The 15803-nt window shown below is 40.8% G+C and carries 14 protein-coding genes; 2 read left to right on the top strand and 12 right to left on the bottom strand.

Annotation, left to right across the window (positions count from 1 at the left end; genetic code table 11):
• Window positions 1-24 precede the first annotated feature (24 nt).
• Together BN1206_RS02455 and rlmD are read right to left on the bottom strand one after the other, a co-directional pair.
• Window positions 25-525, bottom strand: a complete 501-nt coding sequence (locus tag BN1206_RS02455; protein WP_052542874.1) for a GNAT family N-acetyltransferase — start codon at window positions 523-525, stop codon at window positions 25-27.
• Between the two features lie 9 nt (window positions 526-534).
• Window positions 535-1881 carry a 23S rRNA (uracil(1939)-C(5))-methyltransferase RlmD gene (gene rlmD, locus BN1206_RS02450; RefSeq protein WP_014565643.1) on the bottom strand — a complete coding sequence of 449 codons (1347 nt, stop codon included), beginning with the start codon at window positions 1879-1881 and terminating at the stop codon, window positions 535-537.
• A gap of 368 nt (window positions 1882-2249) precedes the next feature.
• Here rlmD and nhaC point away from each other — a divergent pair, with 368 nt between their 5' ends.
• Entirely contained in the window at window positions 2250-3626 is a 1377-nt protein-coding gene (gene nhaC / locus BN1206_RS02445; RefSeq protein ID WP_013437366.1) for a Na+/H+ antiporter NhaC, read from the top strand.
• A 51-nt stretch (window positions 3627-3677) separates the two neighbouring features.
• On the opposite strand, the gene BN1206_RS02440 is transcribed toward nhaC, so the two are convergent.
• Complete coding sequence (locus BN1206_RS02440; protein WP_013437365.1) at window positions 3678-4025, bottom strand: hypothetical protein; 348 nt, start codon at window positions 4023-4025, stop codon at window positions 3678-3680.
• A gap of 140 nt (window positions 4026-4165) precedes the next feature.
• On the opposite strand from BN1206_RS02440, the gene BN1206_RS02435 reads away from it, so the two are divergent.
• A complete protein-coding gene (locus BN1206_RS02435) occupies window positions 4166-4876 on the top strand; it encodes a Bax inhibitor-1/YccA family protein (protein WP_013437364.1) in 711 nt (236 codons plus the stop codon).
• Window positions 4877-4926: 50 nt separating this feature from the next.
• On the opposite strand, the gene BN1206_RS02430 is transcribed toward BN1206_RS02435, so the two are convergent.
• The 9 genes from BN1206_RS02430 to BN1206_RS02390 all read right to left on the bottom strand — a co-directional run bounded on the left by BN1206_RS02430 (window position 4927) and on the right by BN1206_RS02390 (window position 15750).
• Entirely contained in the window at window positions 4927-5109 is a 183-nt protein-coding gene (locus tag BN1206_RS02430) for a hypothetical protein (protein WP_231575951.1), read from the bottom strand.
• Between the two features lie 320 nt (window positions 5110-5429).
• The gene (locus BN1206_RS02425) at window positions 5430-6350 is read right to left on the bottom strand and encodes a diacylglycerol kinase family lipid kinase (protein ID WP_052542872.1); all 921 of its coding nucleotides are present in this window, start codon (window positions 6348-6350) and stop codon (window positions 5430-5432) included.
• A gap of 25 nt (window positions 6351-6375) precedes the next feature.
• Entirely contained in the window at window positions 6376-7806 is a 1431-nt protein-coding gene (gene gatB / locus BN1206_RS02420; protein WP_013437361.1) for an Asp-tRNA(Asn)/Glu-tRNA(Gln) amidotransferase subunit GatB, read from the bottom strand.
• Window positions 7807-7810: 4 nt separating this feature from the next.
• Window positions 7811-9250, bottom strand: coding sequence for an Asp-tRNA(Asn)/Glu-tRNA(Gln) amidotransferase subunit GatA (gatA, locus tag BN1206_RS02415; RefSeq protein ID WP_052542871.1), 1440 nt, complete (start codon window positions 9248-9250; stop codon window positions 7811-7813).
• Entirely contained in the window at window positions 9250-9558 is a 309-nt protein-coding gene (gatC, locus tag BN1206_RS02410; protein WP_013437359.1) for an Asp-tRNA(Asn)/Glu-tRNA(Gln) amidotransferase subunit GatC, read from the bottom strand. The genes gatA and gatC overlap by 1 nt, the downstream gene beginning before the upstream one ends.
• 11 nt (window positions 9559-9569) lie before the next feature.
• On the bottom strand, window positions 9570-10718 hold the full coding sequence (locus BN1206_RS02405) for a CamS family sex pheromone protein (protein ID WP_022087426.1): 1149 nt from the start codon (window positions 10716-10718) through the stop codon (window positions 9570-9572).
• 13 nt (window positions 10719-10731) lie between these two features.
• Window positions 10732-12735 carry an NAD-dependent DNA ligase LigA gene (gene ligA / locus BN1206_RS02400; RefSeq protein ID WP_013641606.1) on the bottom strand — a complete coding sequence of 668 codons (2004 nt, stop codon included), beginning with the start codon at window positions 12733-12735 and terminating at the stop codon, window positions 10732-10734.
• 35 nt (window positions 12736-12770) lie between these two features.
• The gene (gene pcrA / locus BN1206_RS02395; protein ID WP_052542870.1) at window positions 12771-15017 is read right to left on the bottom strand and encodes a DNA helicase PcrA; all 2247 of its coding nucleotides are present in this window, start codon (window positions 15015-15017) and stop codon (window positions 12771-12773) included.
• Window positions 15018-15102: 85 nt separating this feature from the next.
• Window positions 15103-15750 carry a glycoside hydrolase family 73 protein gene (locus BN1206_RS02390; protein WP_014565640.1) on the bottom strand — a complete coding sequence of 216 codons (648 nt, stop codon included), beginning with the start codon at window positions 15748-15750 and terminating at the stop codon, window positions 15103-15105.
• Between the last annotated feature and the right edge of the window lie 53 nt (window positions 15751-15803).

Genomic DNA, 15803 nt, shown 5'->3' with positions numbered 1-15803 from the left:
TTTAAGCAATATCTGCAGTCTTTTTTAGTCACGTAAATTCTTTTGGTAGAGCAAGTATTTGTATTCTTTGCCGACGATTTCAACGAATCTTTCGGTTGCGATGTTGCGCCAGCCGAAGTGTTCATAAAATCCTTGAGCCTTTTCATTACCATCAAGGCACCATAAATAAATCTTGCCGTAGCCCATCTTCTTCAATTCGTTTTCTGCGGCGTTAAGCAAGGTCTTGCCGACATTATAACCTTGAAAATCTGGTTCAACGTATAAGGCCATCAATTCACCGCAACCAAGCATTCTGGTATCACGTGGGCGGCCATAGCTGACAGCAGCGCGCACAATATTTTTGTCGTCTTCAAAAATCAGATTGTGACGGCCGCTCTCATTAAATCTCTTAACCCAGGCATTTTCTGGAATATTGTCTAAAAATTCAGCGGGCAAAATTTCCTTATATACATCTTGCCAACATTTTTGAAAAAGTTTACTAGTTTGTCTTGCTTCGTCTTCAGAAATTAACGGTTTAATAATCATTTTTCTACTTTACTTCTTTGTCAAAACAGTAACGGCTTCAACATGTGGAGTCTGTGGGAACATATCAACGGGATCGATGCGATCAAATTCATAGCCCTGTTCTTGGAACAGTTGCAAATCACGGACCATGGTTGCAGGGTTACATGAAATATAAACAACTTTTTCAGGACCAGTCTTCGCAGTCGCATCAATAAATTCAGGCGTTAAACCTTTTCTAGGTGGGTCAACGAAAACAACATCGGTCTTAAGACCTTGCTTAGCCCAACGTGGCATAATTTCTTCGGCCTTACCCAAGTAATACTTAGCGTTATCGATATCGTTCAACTTAGCATTATCCTTGGCATCTTTAATGGCATCCCGTACAACTTCGATTCCGCGGACCGCCTTCACGTGCTTAGCCACACTCAAGCCGATTGTCCCAATACCTGAATAAGCATCAATCACAACGTCGCTTGGCTTCAAATCAGCCTTCTTAATAGCCAAATCGTACAAGCGTGGTGTTTGCAATGAATTGATTTGGAAGAAACTTTGTGGTGAAATTCTGAATTTCAAATCACCAATTTGATCAGTAATTTGATCGTTACCCAAGACCAAGTAGTCCTTCTTACCCAAAATTACGTTGGTCTTCTTAGGGTTGTGGTTCAAAATCAAGCCAGTAACACCAGGAATTTGGCTCACTTCAGCAGCAACGCCCAAAAGTTGTGGGAAGTCATTGTGCAAGCAGACCAAAATGACCATGATCTCGCCAGTTGCCTTACTTCTACGCACGTCAAGATAGCGTACTTCACCTTTATGATTGATTTCATCATAAGCAGGCACTCTATATTTACGTAAAATATCACGTACGGCAACAAGCACACGGTCGATTTCAGGATCAGTAGTAAAGAAATTAGTCAGTGGCACTAAGTCGTGTGAATGACGTCTGAAAAAGCCGATCTCAAGCTGACCATTGATTTCACGCACTGGCACTTGTGCCTTGTTACGGTAGCCTGTTTGTTCAGGACTTGGCAAAGTTTGCCCTACTTCAATGTCATCTAAGTGCGCCTTTTTAAGCAAGTTAACTACTTGATTACGCTTAAATTCAAGTTGCTTGTCATATTTGATATGTGCCAAAGATGCCAAGCCAGTTTGCACCCATTGGTTAAGCTTGATCTTTACTCGATCTGGGCTCTCTTTCTTAATTTTTTCGATTTTGGCAAAAGCAAAGTTCTTTTTGACCTTTAAAATTTTTGCACTAACGATTTCACCTGGAAGAGCGTTAGTAACGAAGACTGTCAAACCTTCATAGTGAGCAACCCCCATTGCTTCGTATGAGAGGTCGGTAATCTCTAAGTCAACAATTTGGTTTTTCTTCATGTATTATCTTCAACCTTTTTAATAAATCAATACTGTAATCATTATAATACTTGACTAGTTTTGTGTCTTGAAAATTATTTTTCATGAAAAGTATTGACATACATTTTTAATATTGCTATCATAATTTCCAACAATTAACGAAAACAGTAGCTACTTCGCTCAGCGTTCAGAGAACTGGTGGTAGGTGCGAACCAGACAGGCGAAGCTAGACGAATTACATCGTAATTTTTATCGCTCGGAAATATTCAGAACCGTTACCATCTGATAGAGATTCAAGTACTTAGACTTGAAAGAGTGGGTGGTACCACGGCTATCGTCGTCCCGTTGACTTAGGTCAGCGGGGCTTTTTTATTTGGAGGAATAGAAATATGGAAAAAAAGAAGGTATCTTTTGCAGAATCAATTATCATTCTGATAGTTCTACTAGCTATCTTGGGTGTTTCCGTAATTAAATTCGGTTTGTCCCCAGAAGTGCCAGTTTTGTTCACTGTACTACTTCTTACCTTTTGGGCAAGATTGCGCGGCTTTAGTTGGCAAGACGTTCAAAACGGGATTAAAGAAGGTATCGGCGTTGCGATCATTCCTATCTTCATCTTCATGTTGATCGGTGCCTTAATTGGTGTTTGGATCAAAGCCGGAATCATCCCTTCCATCATGGTTCTTGGTTTTAACATGATCAGTGGTAGTTTCTTCGTACCATCGGTCTTCATCGTTTGTTCAATCGTTGGTGTCGCCATCGGTAGTGGTTTTACCACCATCTCAACTGTCGGGATTGCCTTGTTTGGTATCGGTTCAAGTATGGGTGCCAACCCTGCCTTAGTTGCCGGTGCTATCATCTCCGGTGCGGTATTCGGCGATAAAATGTCTCCTTTGTCAGACTCAACCAACTTGTCATCAGCCGTTGCCGAAAGTGAACTTTTCTCACACATCAAGAACATGATGTGGTCCACTATTCCTTCATTCGTCGTATCACTTATTCTGTTCTGGATCTTGGGTAACAGCGGCCATATGGACCCAACCAAGATTGAACGTACCTCACAAGTTTTACAAAACAACTTCACCATTTCATGGTGGGCACTTTTGCCAATCGTTCTTATGTTGATCTGTGCTTGGCGTAAGATCCCTGCAATTCCTACCTTGTTCATGAACATTGCAATTACTGTGGTCATGATCTTTATCCAAAGTCCTCATGAATCTGCTCAATCATTGAACAACTTGATCATGAACGGTTTCGTTGCCAAAACTAGCGATGCTTCAGTTAACGCATTGCTTACCCGTGGTGGTATTTCCAGCATGATGGCTACTGTAGCGCTCATCATTTCAACTTTGTCACTTGGTGGGATGCTCATGAAGTTCAACATCGTGCAAAGTGCGATGGAACCACTCGTTAAGCATCTGAACAAACCTGGTCGTTTAATCACCGTAACTATTCTTTCAGGTATTTGTATCAACCTCTTCGTTGGTGAACAATACTTATCAGTAATTTTGCCTGGTCGTGCATTCAAGCCAGCCTTTGATAAAATCGGTCTTTCACCATTAGCACTTAGTCGTGTACTTGAAGATGGTGGTAGTGTTATCAACTACTTAATTCCTTGGGGCGTTGCCGGTTCATTCGCTGCATCTGCATTGGGTGTACCTGTGCTTCAATTCTTGCCATTCGTCTTCTTCAGCTTGTTATCACCTGTCTTCTCAATCTTTAGTGGTGTTACAGGCATCGGCTTAAAATGGGCTAAGAAAAACAAATAATTGGATATAACTAGATATTAAAAAGGGTCTGCAATTAATTTTGCAGGCCTTTTAATTATTCATATCATACATGCGAACTTGCGCTTTTTTATATTCTTTTGAATTACGATAATCATCATACAAAATATCCGTCACAATCACCTGATTATTTTGCTCTTCAAAAACAATTTTTTGTTGCAATTCAGAATTATCTTTGCGGCTTACCGAACTGCTTCGACTCAATCTTAAATCATCAAGTTCCCTATCAATAAAGGTCTTTTGCGAACCAGTTAAAATGTCATATTTCTTTTTAGCATTTTCTGTAAAGAATAATTTTCTCACTTCATCTGCCGCATAACTCTTATCAGGATGGTCGCTACGCTCGCCGCGCACTTCACTATCAGTATATTTCTTATCCATAAAAATCACTTCCTTATTTCAAGGATAGCAAGATCTTCAAGAAAGTGTTAAGTATTTGCCCAAAGATCCAAAAAATTTATAATTTTTAAACAAATACGTTAAAATAGATAAGACAATTAAATAGAAAGAGTGACATATATATGGACAACATGAACTTTTCAAGTCCTGAACGTCGCCAAGTTCACGACGTCTCAGAAGTTAATGGTTTTCTTTCCAAGATGTATAGCTACATGGGCTTAGCTGTTCTTGTATCAGCTATCACCGCATTTTTGACCATGACTGTTTTCAGAGCAGCTGTGATGCAAATGCCAACTGCATTGATGTGGATTATTCTGATCGTACCTCTTGGTTTATCAATGGGGATCAGCTTCAGAGCTACAAGAAATCCAGTTGCTGGCTTTGTAATGTTAATGATTCTGGCTGTCATCTACGGATTTGAATTTGCACTTTTAGCTGGTTTCTACACTGGCGCTCAAATCAGTACGGCATTCCTTTCTTCGGCTGCTGTCTTTGGTGCAATGGCCATCTTCGGTACATTTACTAAGAGAGATTTAAACAACTTAGGTTCTTACATGGGCGCTGCTTTGATTGGTTTGCTTGTAGCTATGATTGTTAATATTTTCTTGCGCAACTCAGTTGCTTCATTCGTATTCTCAATCATCGGTGTTATAATCTTCACTGGCTTGACCGCTTATGATGCACAAAAGATGAAGAGCATCTACAACAACTACGGCAGCCAAGTTCCTACTAACGGCCTTGCTGTATTGGGTGCTTTACAACTTTACTTAGACTTCATTAACATCTTCTTGTTCTTGCTTCAAATCTTTGGCATGGGCAACGACCGTAACTAATTTAATGAAGATAAGAAAATACCTGTTGGTTTTTACACCAACAGGATTTTTTATTGCTCTGTTTTTTCTTCTTTATTAGGAACCATGCTGCTCATCAATTCTACCGGAGACTGGTGTAAGAATGCCATAATGCTCTGACGCACATCATATGGTAAAAGAATATCGCCATAATTTAACAAAACTTCAACCAGCCCAATCATACTGTGAACGAAGACTCGTACATTAATTGTCATGAGGGTCCGTTCCTTTTCGGTGAGCTTTAACTGAGGATTCCCGGCCATAGTGCCAACACGCTGCATAAATTCATCGCAACTTGCTTTAAAGATTTTACGTAAATTGCAATATTAAAATTATTTAATTTGATATTTTTTCACCTTACCAAAAGGTTCCTTTTGTACATAGACAGTCCACTCTCCATGTGACTTTTGCGCACTAACTGAGTAATGACAAGCCATTTTGGTTGAATACTTTTGTGTGTCATTTTTCTAATAACCCTTTTCAGAATTAAATAGAAAAAATAAGAATCTAGGAAATTCCCAGATTCTTATCATCATTATTTACCAACGTAGAATTCAATTCTTTGTTGTAAATTATGGAATTCAACTGGACAATATCCACCAATTTCACCATCAAGGTTAACTGGCAAATCTCGTCCTGCATTCTTACCAATAAGTTCAGCCTTTAAGCTTCTAGTTTTGGTATAGATGATGTTAGGATCATCAACGTGCTTACCATTCAAAGCCAAAGCCATCAACTTCATCATGCTAACAGGATCTGAAGGCTTAACAACGATCAATTGGAAAAGTCCGTCACTAAGTTGCGCATCAGGCATAACTTGTTCAAAACCACCAATTGAGTTGGTCATTCCCAACAAGAACATTGAGAGCTTGCCTTCATAAACGCCATCATCATAAGTTAAACGCATTTCGTTCTCAGTTAAGTGAGGCAACATTTCTGCACCCTTAATGAGGTAAGCTGCATAACCTAAAGCTGATTTTACTTCGGATGGCACGCCATATGTTAATTCTGTTAAAGAACCGCTGGCAGCAATATTTACAAAATATTGAGTTTGATCACCAAAAACCGCTTTACCGATATCCATCTTGCGTGTCTTATTCTTCAAAATAACCTTTGCGGCATCCGGAATATTGTCACGTGGGATAGCTAATGCACGGGCATAATCGTTAGTCGTACCTGCTGGAATAATTGCCATCTTAGGTCTCTTATCTAAAAAGGCAATCCCATTAACTACTTCATTGATTGTCCCGTCACCACCGGCTGCAACGATCAGGTCAAAACCTTCTTTTGCAGCACGCGTAGCTTCATTGCGAGCACTATTTTGTTCAGGTGTAGTTCTAAACGCACTAGCTTCATAGCCAGCTTGCTCTAACACATCTAAAATATCGGCCACGTTTTTGGGCATCTGCTCGTGACCGGATACAGGATTATAAATTAATCTTGCTTTACTAGTCATAATTACTACCTTAACGTTCTAAAAATTAACGACTTTGCAATTCTTGGTTAAGCAACTTGTTAACCATCTTAGGGTTAGCCTTACCACGAGTTTGTTTCATGATTTGACCAACTAAGTAACCAATTGCACGGTCCTTACCATTCTTAAAGTCTTCTACTGATTGTGGGTTATCGTCAACAACCTTCTTAACCATTGGTGCTAAGACTGAAGTATCTGACAATTGAACCATACCATTATCTTCAACGTACTTCTTAGGATCAGTACCGTTAGCAATAGTTTCAGCAAAGACCTTCTTAGCGATCTTGGATGAAATAGTACCATCCTTGATCAACTGGATCATTTCTGCCAAGTGTTCTGGAGTAAGTTTAATGTCGTTCAAACCTACACGGTGGTCGTTCAAGTAACCATTTACTTGAGTGTTCATCCAGTTAGCAGCAAGAGTTGGATCAGCACCAGCTGCAACTGCTGCGTCGAAGAAGTCTGAACTTTCCTTAGTTTGAAGCAAAACATTTGCGTCGTATGGCTTCAAACCGTACTTGTTTACATAGTCATCGTAACGATCAAATGGGCTCTTTGGAAGTTCCTTAGCAATTTGATCGATCCATTCTTGACTAATGTGGTCAGGAGCAATATCTGGTTCTGGGAAGTAACGGTAGTCGGAATCACCTTCCTTAACACGTTCCAAAACAGTCTTACCAGTTGCTTCGTCGAAACGACGAGTTGAAAGTTGGATGTGACCACCAGCTAAAAGAACTTGTTCTTGACGCTTTTCTTCGTAAGCAAGTGAACGACGTACATGGTCAAATGAGTTCAAGTTCTTCATTTCAACCTTAGTACCAAGTTCCTTTTGACCTGCAGGACGGATGGAAATGTTGGTATCAACACGCATTGAACCTTCTTCCATCTTAACGTCTGAAGCACCAGTAAATTGAACGATCTTACGTAATTTTTCAAGGTATGCGTAAGCTTCTTCTGGGTCTTCCATGTCAGGTTCAGAAACAACTTCAAGAAGTGGAACACCTTGACGGTTTAAGTCAACGTATGAGAAACCGTTAGTTCCGTGAGTGTTCTTACCGGCATCTTCTTCGATGTGCATTTCGTGGATACCGATTCTCTTCTTCTTACCGCGAACTTCAACTTCGATGTAACCATCACGAGCAAGTGGTTGGAAGAACTGAGTAATCTGGTAAGCCTTTGGGTTATCAGGATAGAAGTAGTTCTTACGGTCAAAGTGAGTAGTTGGCAAAATGTGAGCATGAGTAGCAATGGCAACCATAATACCTAAACGGTAAACGTTCTTGTTAACCATTGGCAAAGTACCAGGCATAGCCCAGTCAATAACATTAGTCTCCGTGTTTTGTTCAGCACCGTAGGTTACTGGTGAAGGAGAGAAAATCTTGCTCTTTGTCTTTAATTCGAAGTGGACTTCAAGTCCGATAGTCGATTTAAAATTCATTCAATTAATCCTCCATTCCAGTTGGTGTTTTTTCGTAAAACTTGTTGCTGCGTTCAATAAAGTCAGCAGTCTTGAAGACGTTACCTTCATCAAAGCGCTTAGCCATAATTTGTAAGCCGACAGGCATACCATCAACTAAACCAGCTGGAACACTAGCTGCAGGAATACCTGCTAAGTTGGCAGAAATAGTCAAAATATCGTTGTTGTACATCTTGATTGGGTCAGAAACTTCTTCGCCAATACCAAATGCAGGTTCAGTAGTAGTAGGTCCAACGATTACGTCATTTTCAGCAAAGATCTTGTCAAAGTCATTGCAAATTAATGTTCTAACCTTAGCAGCTTGTCTGAAGAATCTGTTGTATGAACCGGCTGAAAGTGCAAATGAACCAAGCATGATACGACGCTTAACTTCTGTACCGAAGCCTTCTGAACGTGACTTAACGTAAACGTCAAGCAAGTTCTTAGTATCCTTAGCACGGTAGCCGTAACGAATACCATCGTATCTTTGCAAGTTTGATGAAGCTTCACTTGAAGCGATGATGTAGTAGTCAGGAACAACGTACTTAGTGTGTGGCAATGATACTTCGTTGATGATTGCGCCAGCATCCTTTAAAGTATCGATTTGCTTTTGGATAACTTCACGCATTTCACCGCTAACTGCTTCCATGTATTCCTTAGGAACAGCTACGCGAAGGCCCTTAACGTCTTGACCAATAAACTTGGTAAAGTCAGGAACTTCACGAGTTGAAACAGTTGAGTCGTGTTCGTCTGCACCAGCAATAACATTCAATACTTCTGCTGAGTCCTTAACGCGCTTAGTCATTACACCGATTTGGTCAAGTGAAGAACCAAATGCGATAAGACCCCAACGAGATACACGGCCGTAAGTTGGCTTAATACCAAAAATGCCGTTGAATGCAGCTGGTTGACGAATTGAACCACCAGTATCTGAACCAAGGGCTGCAACAACTTGACCACCGGCAACTGCAGCTGCAGAACCACCGGATGAACCACCAGGAACCTTGTCTAAGTTCCATGGGTTGTGAGTAGCACCGTAGTATGAGTGTTCAGTTGATGAACCCATAGCGAATTCATCCATGTTGGTCTTACCTACCAAGGTTACGCCAGCCTTCTTAAGCTTAGAAATAACTGTTGCGTCGTACATTGGCATGTAATTGTACAAAATGTGACTAGCAGCAGTAGTCTTAATACCGTTAGTGATAATGTTGTCCTTGATAGCAATTGGAATACCTGCTAACTTGCTCTTTGAGTAGTCAAGGTTTTCTGCAGGCTTTGCATCATCTAAAACAGTGATCCAAGCGTTTAACTTCTTATCTGTATCCTTAATGTTTGCCACAGTGTCTTTCGCTAACTTATCTGCTGACAAGTCACCGCTGGCAAGCTTTTTGTTTAATGAATCAATATCTTCGTTTAAGTAATTCATTACTCGTCCTCATCCTTATTAATAATTACAGGAACCTTAATGTAGCCGTTAGCCTTTTCAGGAACGTTTGCCATTAATGTTTCTCTAGTTTGTCCTTGCCAGTGTTCAGGTTTATCTTCTCTGAAGACAGTATCACGATCAACAACTTGGACAGTTTCATCAACACCTTCAGTATCAACTTCGCTAAGTTGATCAGCCATGTTGATGATTGATCCCATTTGATCAGTAAATTTATCTAATTCTTCCTCATTAAACGCAAGTCGCGAAAGAGTCGCAACGTGTTTAATGGTATCTTTTGTGATTTCCACGCAAATACCTCCTATTCGCCGCCATAAACATGGACTTGATAATCACTATCGCCGGTTTCCTTGGCAATTAATGCTTGAACATCGTCAACCGATCCAATCCTAATTTCAATTGGAATATTGTTAGGCAAATACTTCTTTGCTGTTGACAAAGCTAAACGAGTAAAACTTTGAATTTGCTCGTAGCCATAAAACTGGGTCGTTACTGAAATATTTTCTTGAGCCAGCTTGCCATTATCATAACGCAAAGTTGCCGTTACCCCACTAATATTAGGGAAATAATTTTGAATAGACGTCTTGAAATCATTAAAGTGCGATGCGTCGTTGCTATTAATTGCCTTTTCATTACCAGTTGTCGGTAAAATCTGTATTTTTTCCGACACGGATTTCCATTTAGTTATTTTACTACTATTAGACGCCGCTGTCCCGTAAGCGAAGTAAGTTCCGCCAACTAATGAGTCTTTTCCGGTCTTTGAGAACAAACCAACGGTAATTGGAATATTCTTCAAAGCCTTCTTTTTACGCAAACGAGCGACGATTTCATTAGCCATCTTCTCGCCTTGTGCGCGTTGTTCAGCTCTTGAAATATCGGTTTGGAATTCTGCACCATTCCGCTTCTTTTGGAAGTAGTCAACGGAATTCATGGCCAGACCCAAACTCATACCGCCAATTGAATACTTAGAACCGGAACCGGTCAAGTAATCTTGTTCAATAATTTCTTCCAAATAAATTGGATTTCTGGTATCAGTACCGGTCTTGCCGTTATTAACAGGGTTCAAGCCCTTGGGATTAGATTTTGATTTTCTGGTTAGCCAATCGGTAACCGTTGAAGAATCCAAATATTGACCTTCTTGGAAAACGTATTGGTTAGTTGAAAATTGATTCTTAGAAATTTGAATCAAACCACGTTCAAGTTCACGCGTATCTACTGAGTTGTCGTTATCAGTAGCAGTCAAACCAGAAATAGGGCTAGTAACGTAGCGGCCGTTCTTTAACAAAACGCTGTAGCCGCTATTGCCCGTATTAGTTGTTTGATAACTTTTTCTCTTAGTTGTAGAAGTAGTTGTCGCATTGTTGGCTAAACTTGAGTCCTTTAGTCTGCCACAGCCACTTAGGGTAATCATCACCCCAGCCAAAGCCATAATCTGCAAATATTTTTTCACAATAATTGTCCCTTTATTCAATTTGTGCGATTGCTTCTTCTTCGGTTAAAAGCGGAATTCCCAGTTGCTCGGCCTTATTGTACTTAGATCCGGCATCCTTACCATAAATTACATAATTGGTCTTCTTAGAAACTGAGCCGGTAACCTTAGCACCTAAGGCTTGCAACTTCTTGGTAAATTCACTTCTTGTATAATGCTCTAATTTTCCAGTTAATACAACCGTTTTATCTTTGAATGGGTTATCAGGTGCAGCTTCTTCATCTTCACCGAGGTAATCCATGTTCAAACCACTTTCGCGCAATTCTTCAATCAGCTTTTGTACTTCAGGCTGAGCAAAATACGTAGTCATCGATTCGGCAATCGTCATGCCTATTGTATCTATTGAAGCAATATCTTGCACCCCTTGAGCCATAATCTTTGACAGATTTTTAAATTTTTGGGCGATTAAACGGGCTGCTTTTGCTCCAACGTGATCAATTCCAAGGCCTGTAATTAACAATTCTACTGAATTTGACTTGGAATTATCAATTGCAGTAAGCAAATTATTGATCGATTTTTCCTTAAAGTGATCAAGCTCGGCCAAATCATCGGCAGTTAAGTGGTAAAGATCGGCAACGTTGTGCACCAAATCCTTGGCAATTAACTGCTTAACGATCTTAGGACCTAAGCCGGCAATATTCATCGCAGGACGCGATGCAAAGTGGGTAATTCCTTCTTCTACTTGGGCTGGACAAGATGGGTTAATGCAGCGAAGAGCTACTTCGTCTTCTAAGTGAACCAGTTTTTGACCACATGATGGACAAGTATCAGGAATCTTGTAAGGCTCTGAATCTGCTGGACGCTTTGCTAAAACAACTTCAGAAATTTCTGGAATGATGTCGCCGGCCTTGTGCAATTTAACCGTATCGCCAATGCGAACGCCCTTTTCATTTAAATAGTCAGGGTTGTGCAGCGAAGCTCTAGCAACAGTTGTACCAGCAAGTTGAACGGGATCCATCACAGCAGTTGGCGTTACGACACCGGTACGGCCAACCGTCCAAACGATGTCGCGGACAATTGTCTCTTGTTCTTCTGGTGGGAACTTATAAGCAATTTCCCAACGTGGCACTTTTACGGTATTACCCAATTCTTGTTCAATGTTTAAATCATCAATCTTCAATACGATCCCATCGATGCCATAGGTCAAACTGTTACGCTTAGCCGTATATTCATCAATAAAGTCAAAGATCTCATCAAGCGTAGCTAATTTACGACCGGTTTCATTAGTGTGAAAACCTAATTCGTGCATACGCTCAATGGCTTGGTGCTGGCTAGTAATACCTTCTGGTGGATTAACCCAAGTATAGATAAAGGTGCTCAGTTGACGCTTCTTCGTTACCTTAGGGTCAAGCTGACGAAGCGAACCGGCTGCGGCGTTACGTGGATTGGCAAAAACGCTCAAACCTTGTTCTTCACGCTCTTCGTTAAGCTTGGCAAAGGCTTCCTTGCCCATGTAACATTCGCCACGCACTTCCGTAGTCAAAGGCTCTGGCAAAGTTTGCGGAATGTCGGCAATGTAATGCGCGTTAGCCGTTACATCTTCACCTACATAACCGTTACCACGAGTCGAAGCACGAACCAACTTACCGTTTTCATATTCAAGCGATAATGACAAACCATCGATCTTTAATTCGACGTTGTATTCAACGGGGTGGCCAACCAATTTTTGCATCCGTTGGTCAAATTCTTTCAATTCTTCTTTTGAAAAGACATCCCCCATTGAAAGCATAGGAATCGGGTGCTCAACTTTAGTAAAATCGTTGTCAATTTGTCCACCAACTCTTTGCGTAATTGAATCGGGTGTGACTATCTCTGGGAACTCTTTTTCGAGTTCAAGCAAACGATTATAGCTTTGATCATAGACATTATCTTCAACTTCAGGTGCATCTTTTGAGTAGTATGCATCGGCCCATTCATTCAATTGGGTTCTAAGTGAAGCAGCCTCTTTTTTGGCTTCATCAAGAGTAATTTCTGCCATTTTTGCCCTCCTGATTAAAATCTCATTTATTCCAATTATACCTTCTTAATTGGCGCAAACGCAGCCAAAAGTCTCTTAATGCCCTTACCTGGAAAGGCAATATCAAGTTCCATGTCTTCGCCAGTGCCATTGACCTTGGTTACTACGCCGCGGCCCCAAGCTTTGTGTTCTACTTGATCACCAACGCTCCAGCCCTTCTTTTCGGCACCGACAGCACCGCTGGCTTTTTTAGCAGTATAAACTGTGGCACGAGCACGTTCTGCCTTTCTAGCAAAAGGAGCAGAAGTAGCCGCAAAGCTGGACTTGATAAAACTGCCTTCGAGCTTTTCGTTTTCTTCTTTATGAAGGTCCTTAGAATCAATTTCATCCAAAAATCTTGAAGGCGGATTGTTCTGCATTCTGCCGTACATCATACGTGAGTAGGCATTAGTTAAGAACAGTTCTTGCTTGGCACGGGTAATACCAACATAAGCCAAACGTCGCTCTTCTTCTAATTCATTATCGTCCATCATTGATCTTTGCAATGGGAAGAGGCCATCTTCCATGCCGATCAAGAAGACAACTGGGAATTCTAGACCCTTAGCAGCGTGCAAAGTCATCAAGGCTACTTGGTTATCGTCTTCGTCTAGATCGTCTTGGTCGCTTAAAAGTGATACTTCAGCTAAGAAGTCGCTTAGTGGATTAGAATCGTCTTCTTCAGGTTCGTAATGATCGTCAAAACGTTTGGTTACAGATAAGAATTCGTCCAAGTTCTCAAGACGTGTCTCAGATTCAATGGTATTTTCAGCCTTTAAAGCATCAGTATAATCAAAGTCTTCTAAGATTTTTTCGGTTAAACCGGTAACGCTGCTAGTTTGCGCATAAGCAATCGCATCCCTCAGCTTTGCGCCAAAGTCGCTCAACTTCTTAGCAGCTCGCGTACTAATTGGACTTTCTGCCACATGGTCCATCGCATCTAAAACGGTGTAGTGGTTGTCATCAGCAAATGTTAACAACTTATCCACAGTTGCAGCACCAATTCCACGCTTAGGCGTATTGATGATGCGGTTCATGCTCATCGTATCGGCAGGGTTAGCCACCAACTTCAAATAAGCCATGACATCCTTAATTTCTTTTCTGTCGTAGAACTTGTGACCACCAACAATTTGGTAAGGAATGTTTGACTTAACAAAAGCTTCTTCGACTGTACGCGATTGGGCGTTAGTACGATAAAGAATGGCAAAATTCTTGTAAGAACGGTGCTTGTCCTTAACTTCTTCTTGGATCTTGGAAATAATGTAGTGCGCTTCATCATCGCCGCTTTGAGCTTGGTAGTAAGTAACCTTTTGTCCTTCGCCTTGATCAGTCCACAAGTTCTTGTCCTTGCGGTTTTGGTTGTTCTTAATCACTGAATTAGCGGCATACAAAATGTGGCCAGTTGAACGGTAATTTTGTTCTAGCTTGACGGTTCTTACACCATCTTTTTGGTAATCATGCTCAAAGTTCATGATGTTTTCCATATTAGCGCCACGCCAGCCGTAAATTGACTGATCAGCATCCCCAACAACGCAGATATTCTTATATTGGGCAGCCAAAGCATGACACAATTGGTATTGTGCTTCGTTAGTATCCTGGTATTCGTCAACCAAAATATAGCGGAACTTGTTTTGGTAATAATGCAGCGTTTCTGGATCTTTTTTAAACAAAACCAAGGTCTGCATGATCAAATCGTCAAAGTCCATGATTTGATCTCTGCGCAATCTTCTTTGGTATTCCTTGTAGATCTTGGCCGCCATCTTTTCAAAAGGTGAAGAAGCAGTAGTTTCAAATGCTTCTGGATCAAGCAAGTCGTTCTTACCGTTAGAAATTGCAGCTAAAACGCCACGTGGGTCGTACATCTTAGGATTAATGTTCAAGTCCTTTTCGATGTGCTTCACCAAAGTCAATTGTTCAGCTGAGTCCGCAATTGAAAAGTTGTGGCTGTAGCCAATCTTGTCCGCATCCCTACGCAAAATTCTGACGCAGAGGGCATGGAAAGTTGACATCCAAATATTCTCGGCAGCTGGGCCAAGCAACTTTTGTTCACGTTCACGCATTTCAGTTGCGGCTTTGTTAGTGAAGGTAATGGCCAAAATATTCCATGGTGCCACTTGATTTTCTTCAACTAAGTAAGCAATACGCCTTGTCAACACAGAAGTTTTGCCTGAACCCGCGCCAGCAACAACCAAAAGCGGACCTTCGGTCGTCTCGACAGCTTTCTTTTGTTGCGGATTCAAACCAGCTAAGATAGATTTTTCGCTCATTATTGTCCCCTTCACAAAAAATAATTCATTAATGCAACTTAAACATTATACCAAAAAAGCAACGAACATTCGTTGCTTTAAAGATTTACTTATCATATTTTTCGAGGTCAAATTGTTCAATTAAATTAATCAATTTGTCAGCGTAATCCGGATCGGTCGCGTAGCCATCGGTAACCAAAGCCTTGGCCTGCGTCTTATAATCCTTTGACGCTAAAACGTGCTTATATTGGTCGTGGTTCCACGTTGTCCCGTTTTGGAATAATCTAGCATGGGCACGAATAGAAGCCTCGTATGAGTCGTATATTTGGAAACGCGCCTTCACAGTCACCCACTTGTCCTTAACGTATTCTTTTGTCGTCATCACGGCCGAAGTATTCGGGTTAGTCCCCTTAACGCCGAATAAGTTGTTGTACTTTTGCGATAAATCGCTTTGGCCATAATTACTTTCAAGGCAGGCCTGAGCAATCGTGATACTTGGCAAAAGATCATAAGACTTGTCGACCTCACGCGCAATTGGCCCGATCTTTTTAATAAAAGCTTTTCTTTGTTTAAGTAATTTTGCCTGTTCTTGCTGGCGCTGCAACTGCGCTTGTCTGATCTGCTCAGATTGAATTGCATAGCGTCTGTAGTAACGAAAGCCCACGAAGGCAATCATCAACACAAACAAAATAATAAATACGCGAACAACTAACTTTACACTTTTTGGTATTCTTGATTTACGCTTTTTTGCCATAATTCCAATTCCTTTAATCCATTAATTAAAGTATATCCGAAAAATATATAAAA

The organism is Lactobacillus sp. OTU4228, from assembly GCF_001006945.1.
Taxonomy (GTDB): domain Bacteria; phylum Bacillota; class Bacilli; order Lactobacillales; family Lactobacillaceae; genus Lactobacillus; species Lactobacillus amylovorus.
Note: the sequence above shows the minus strand (reverse complement) of the source record. Positions and strands in the feature narration are given on the sequence as shown.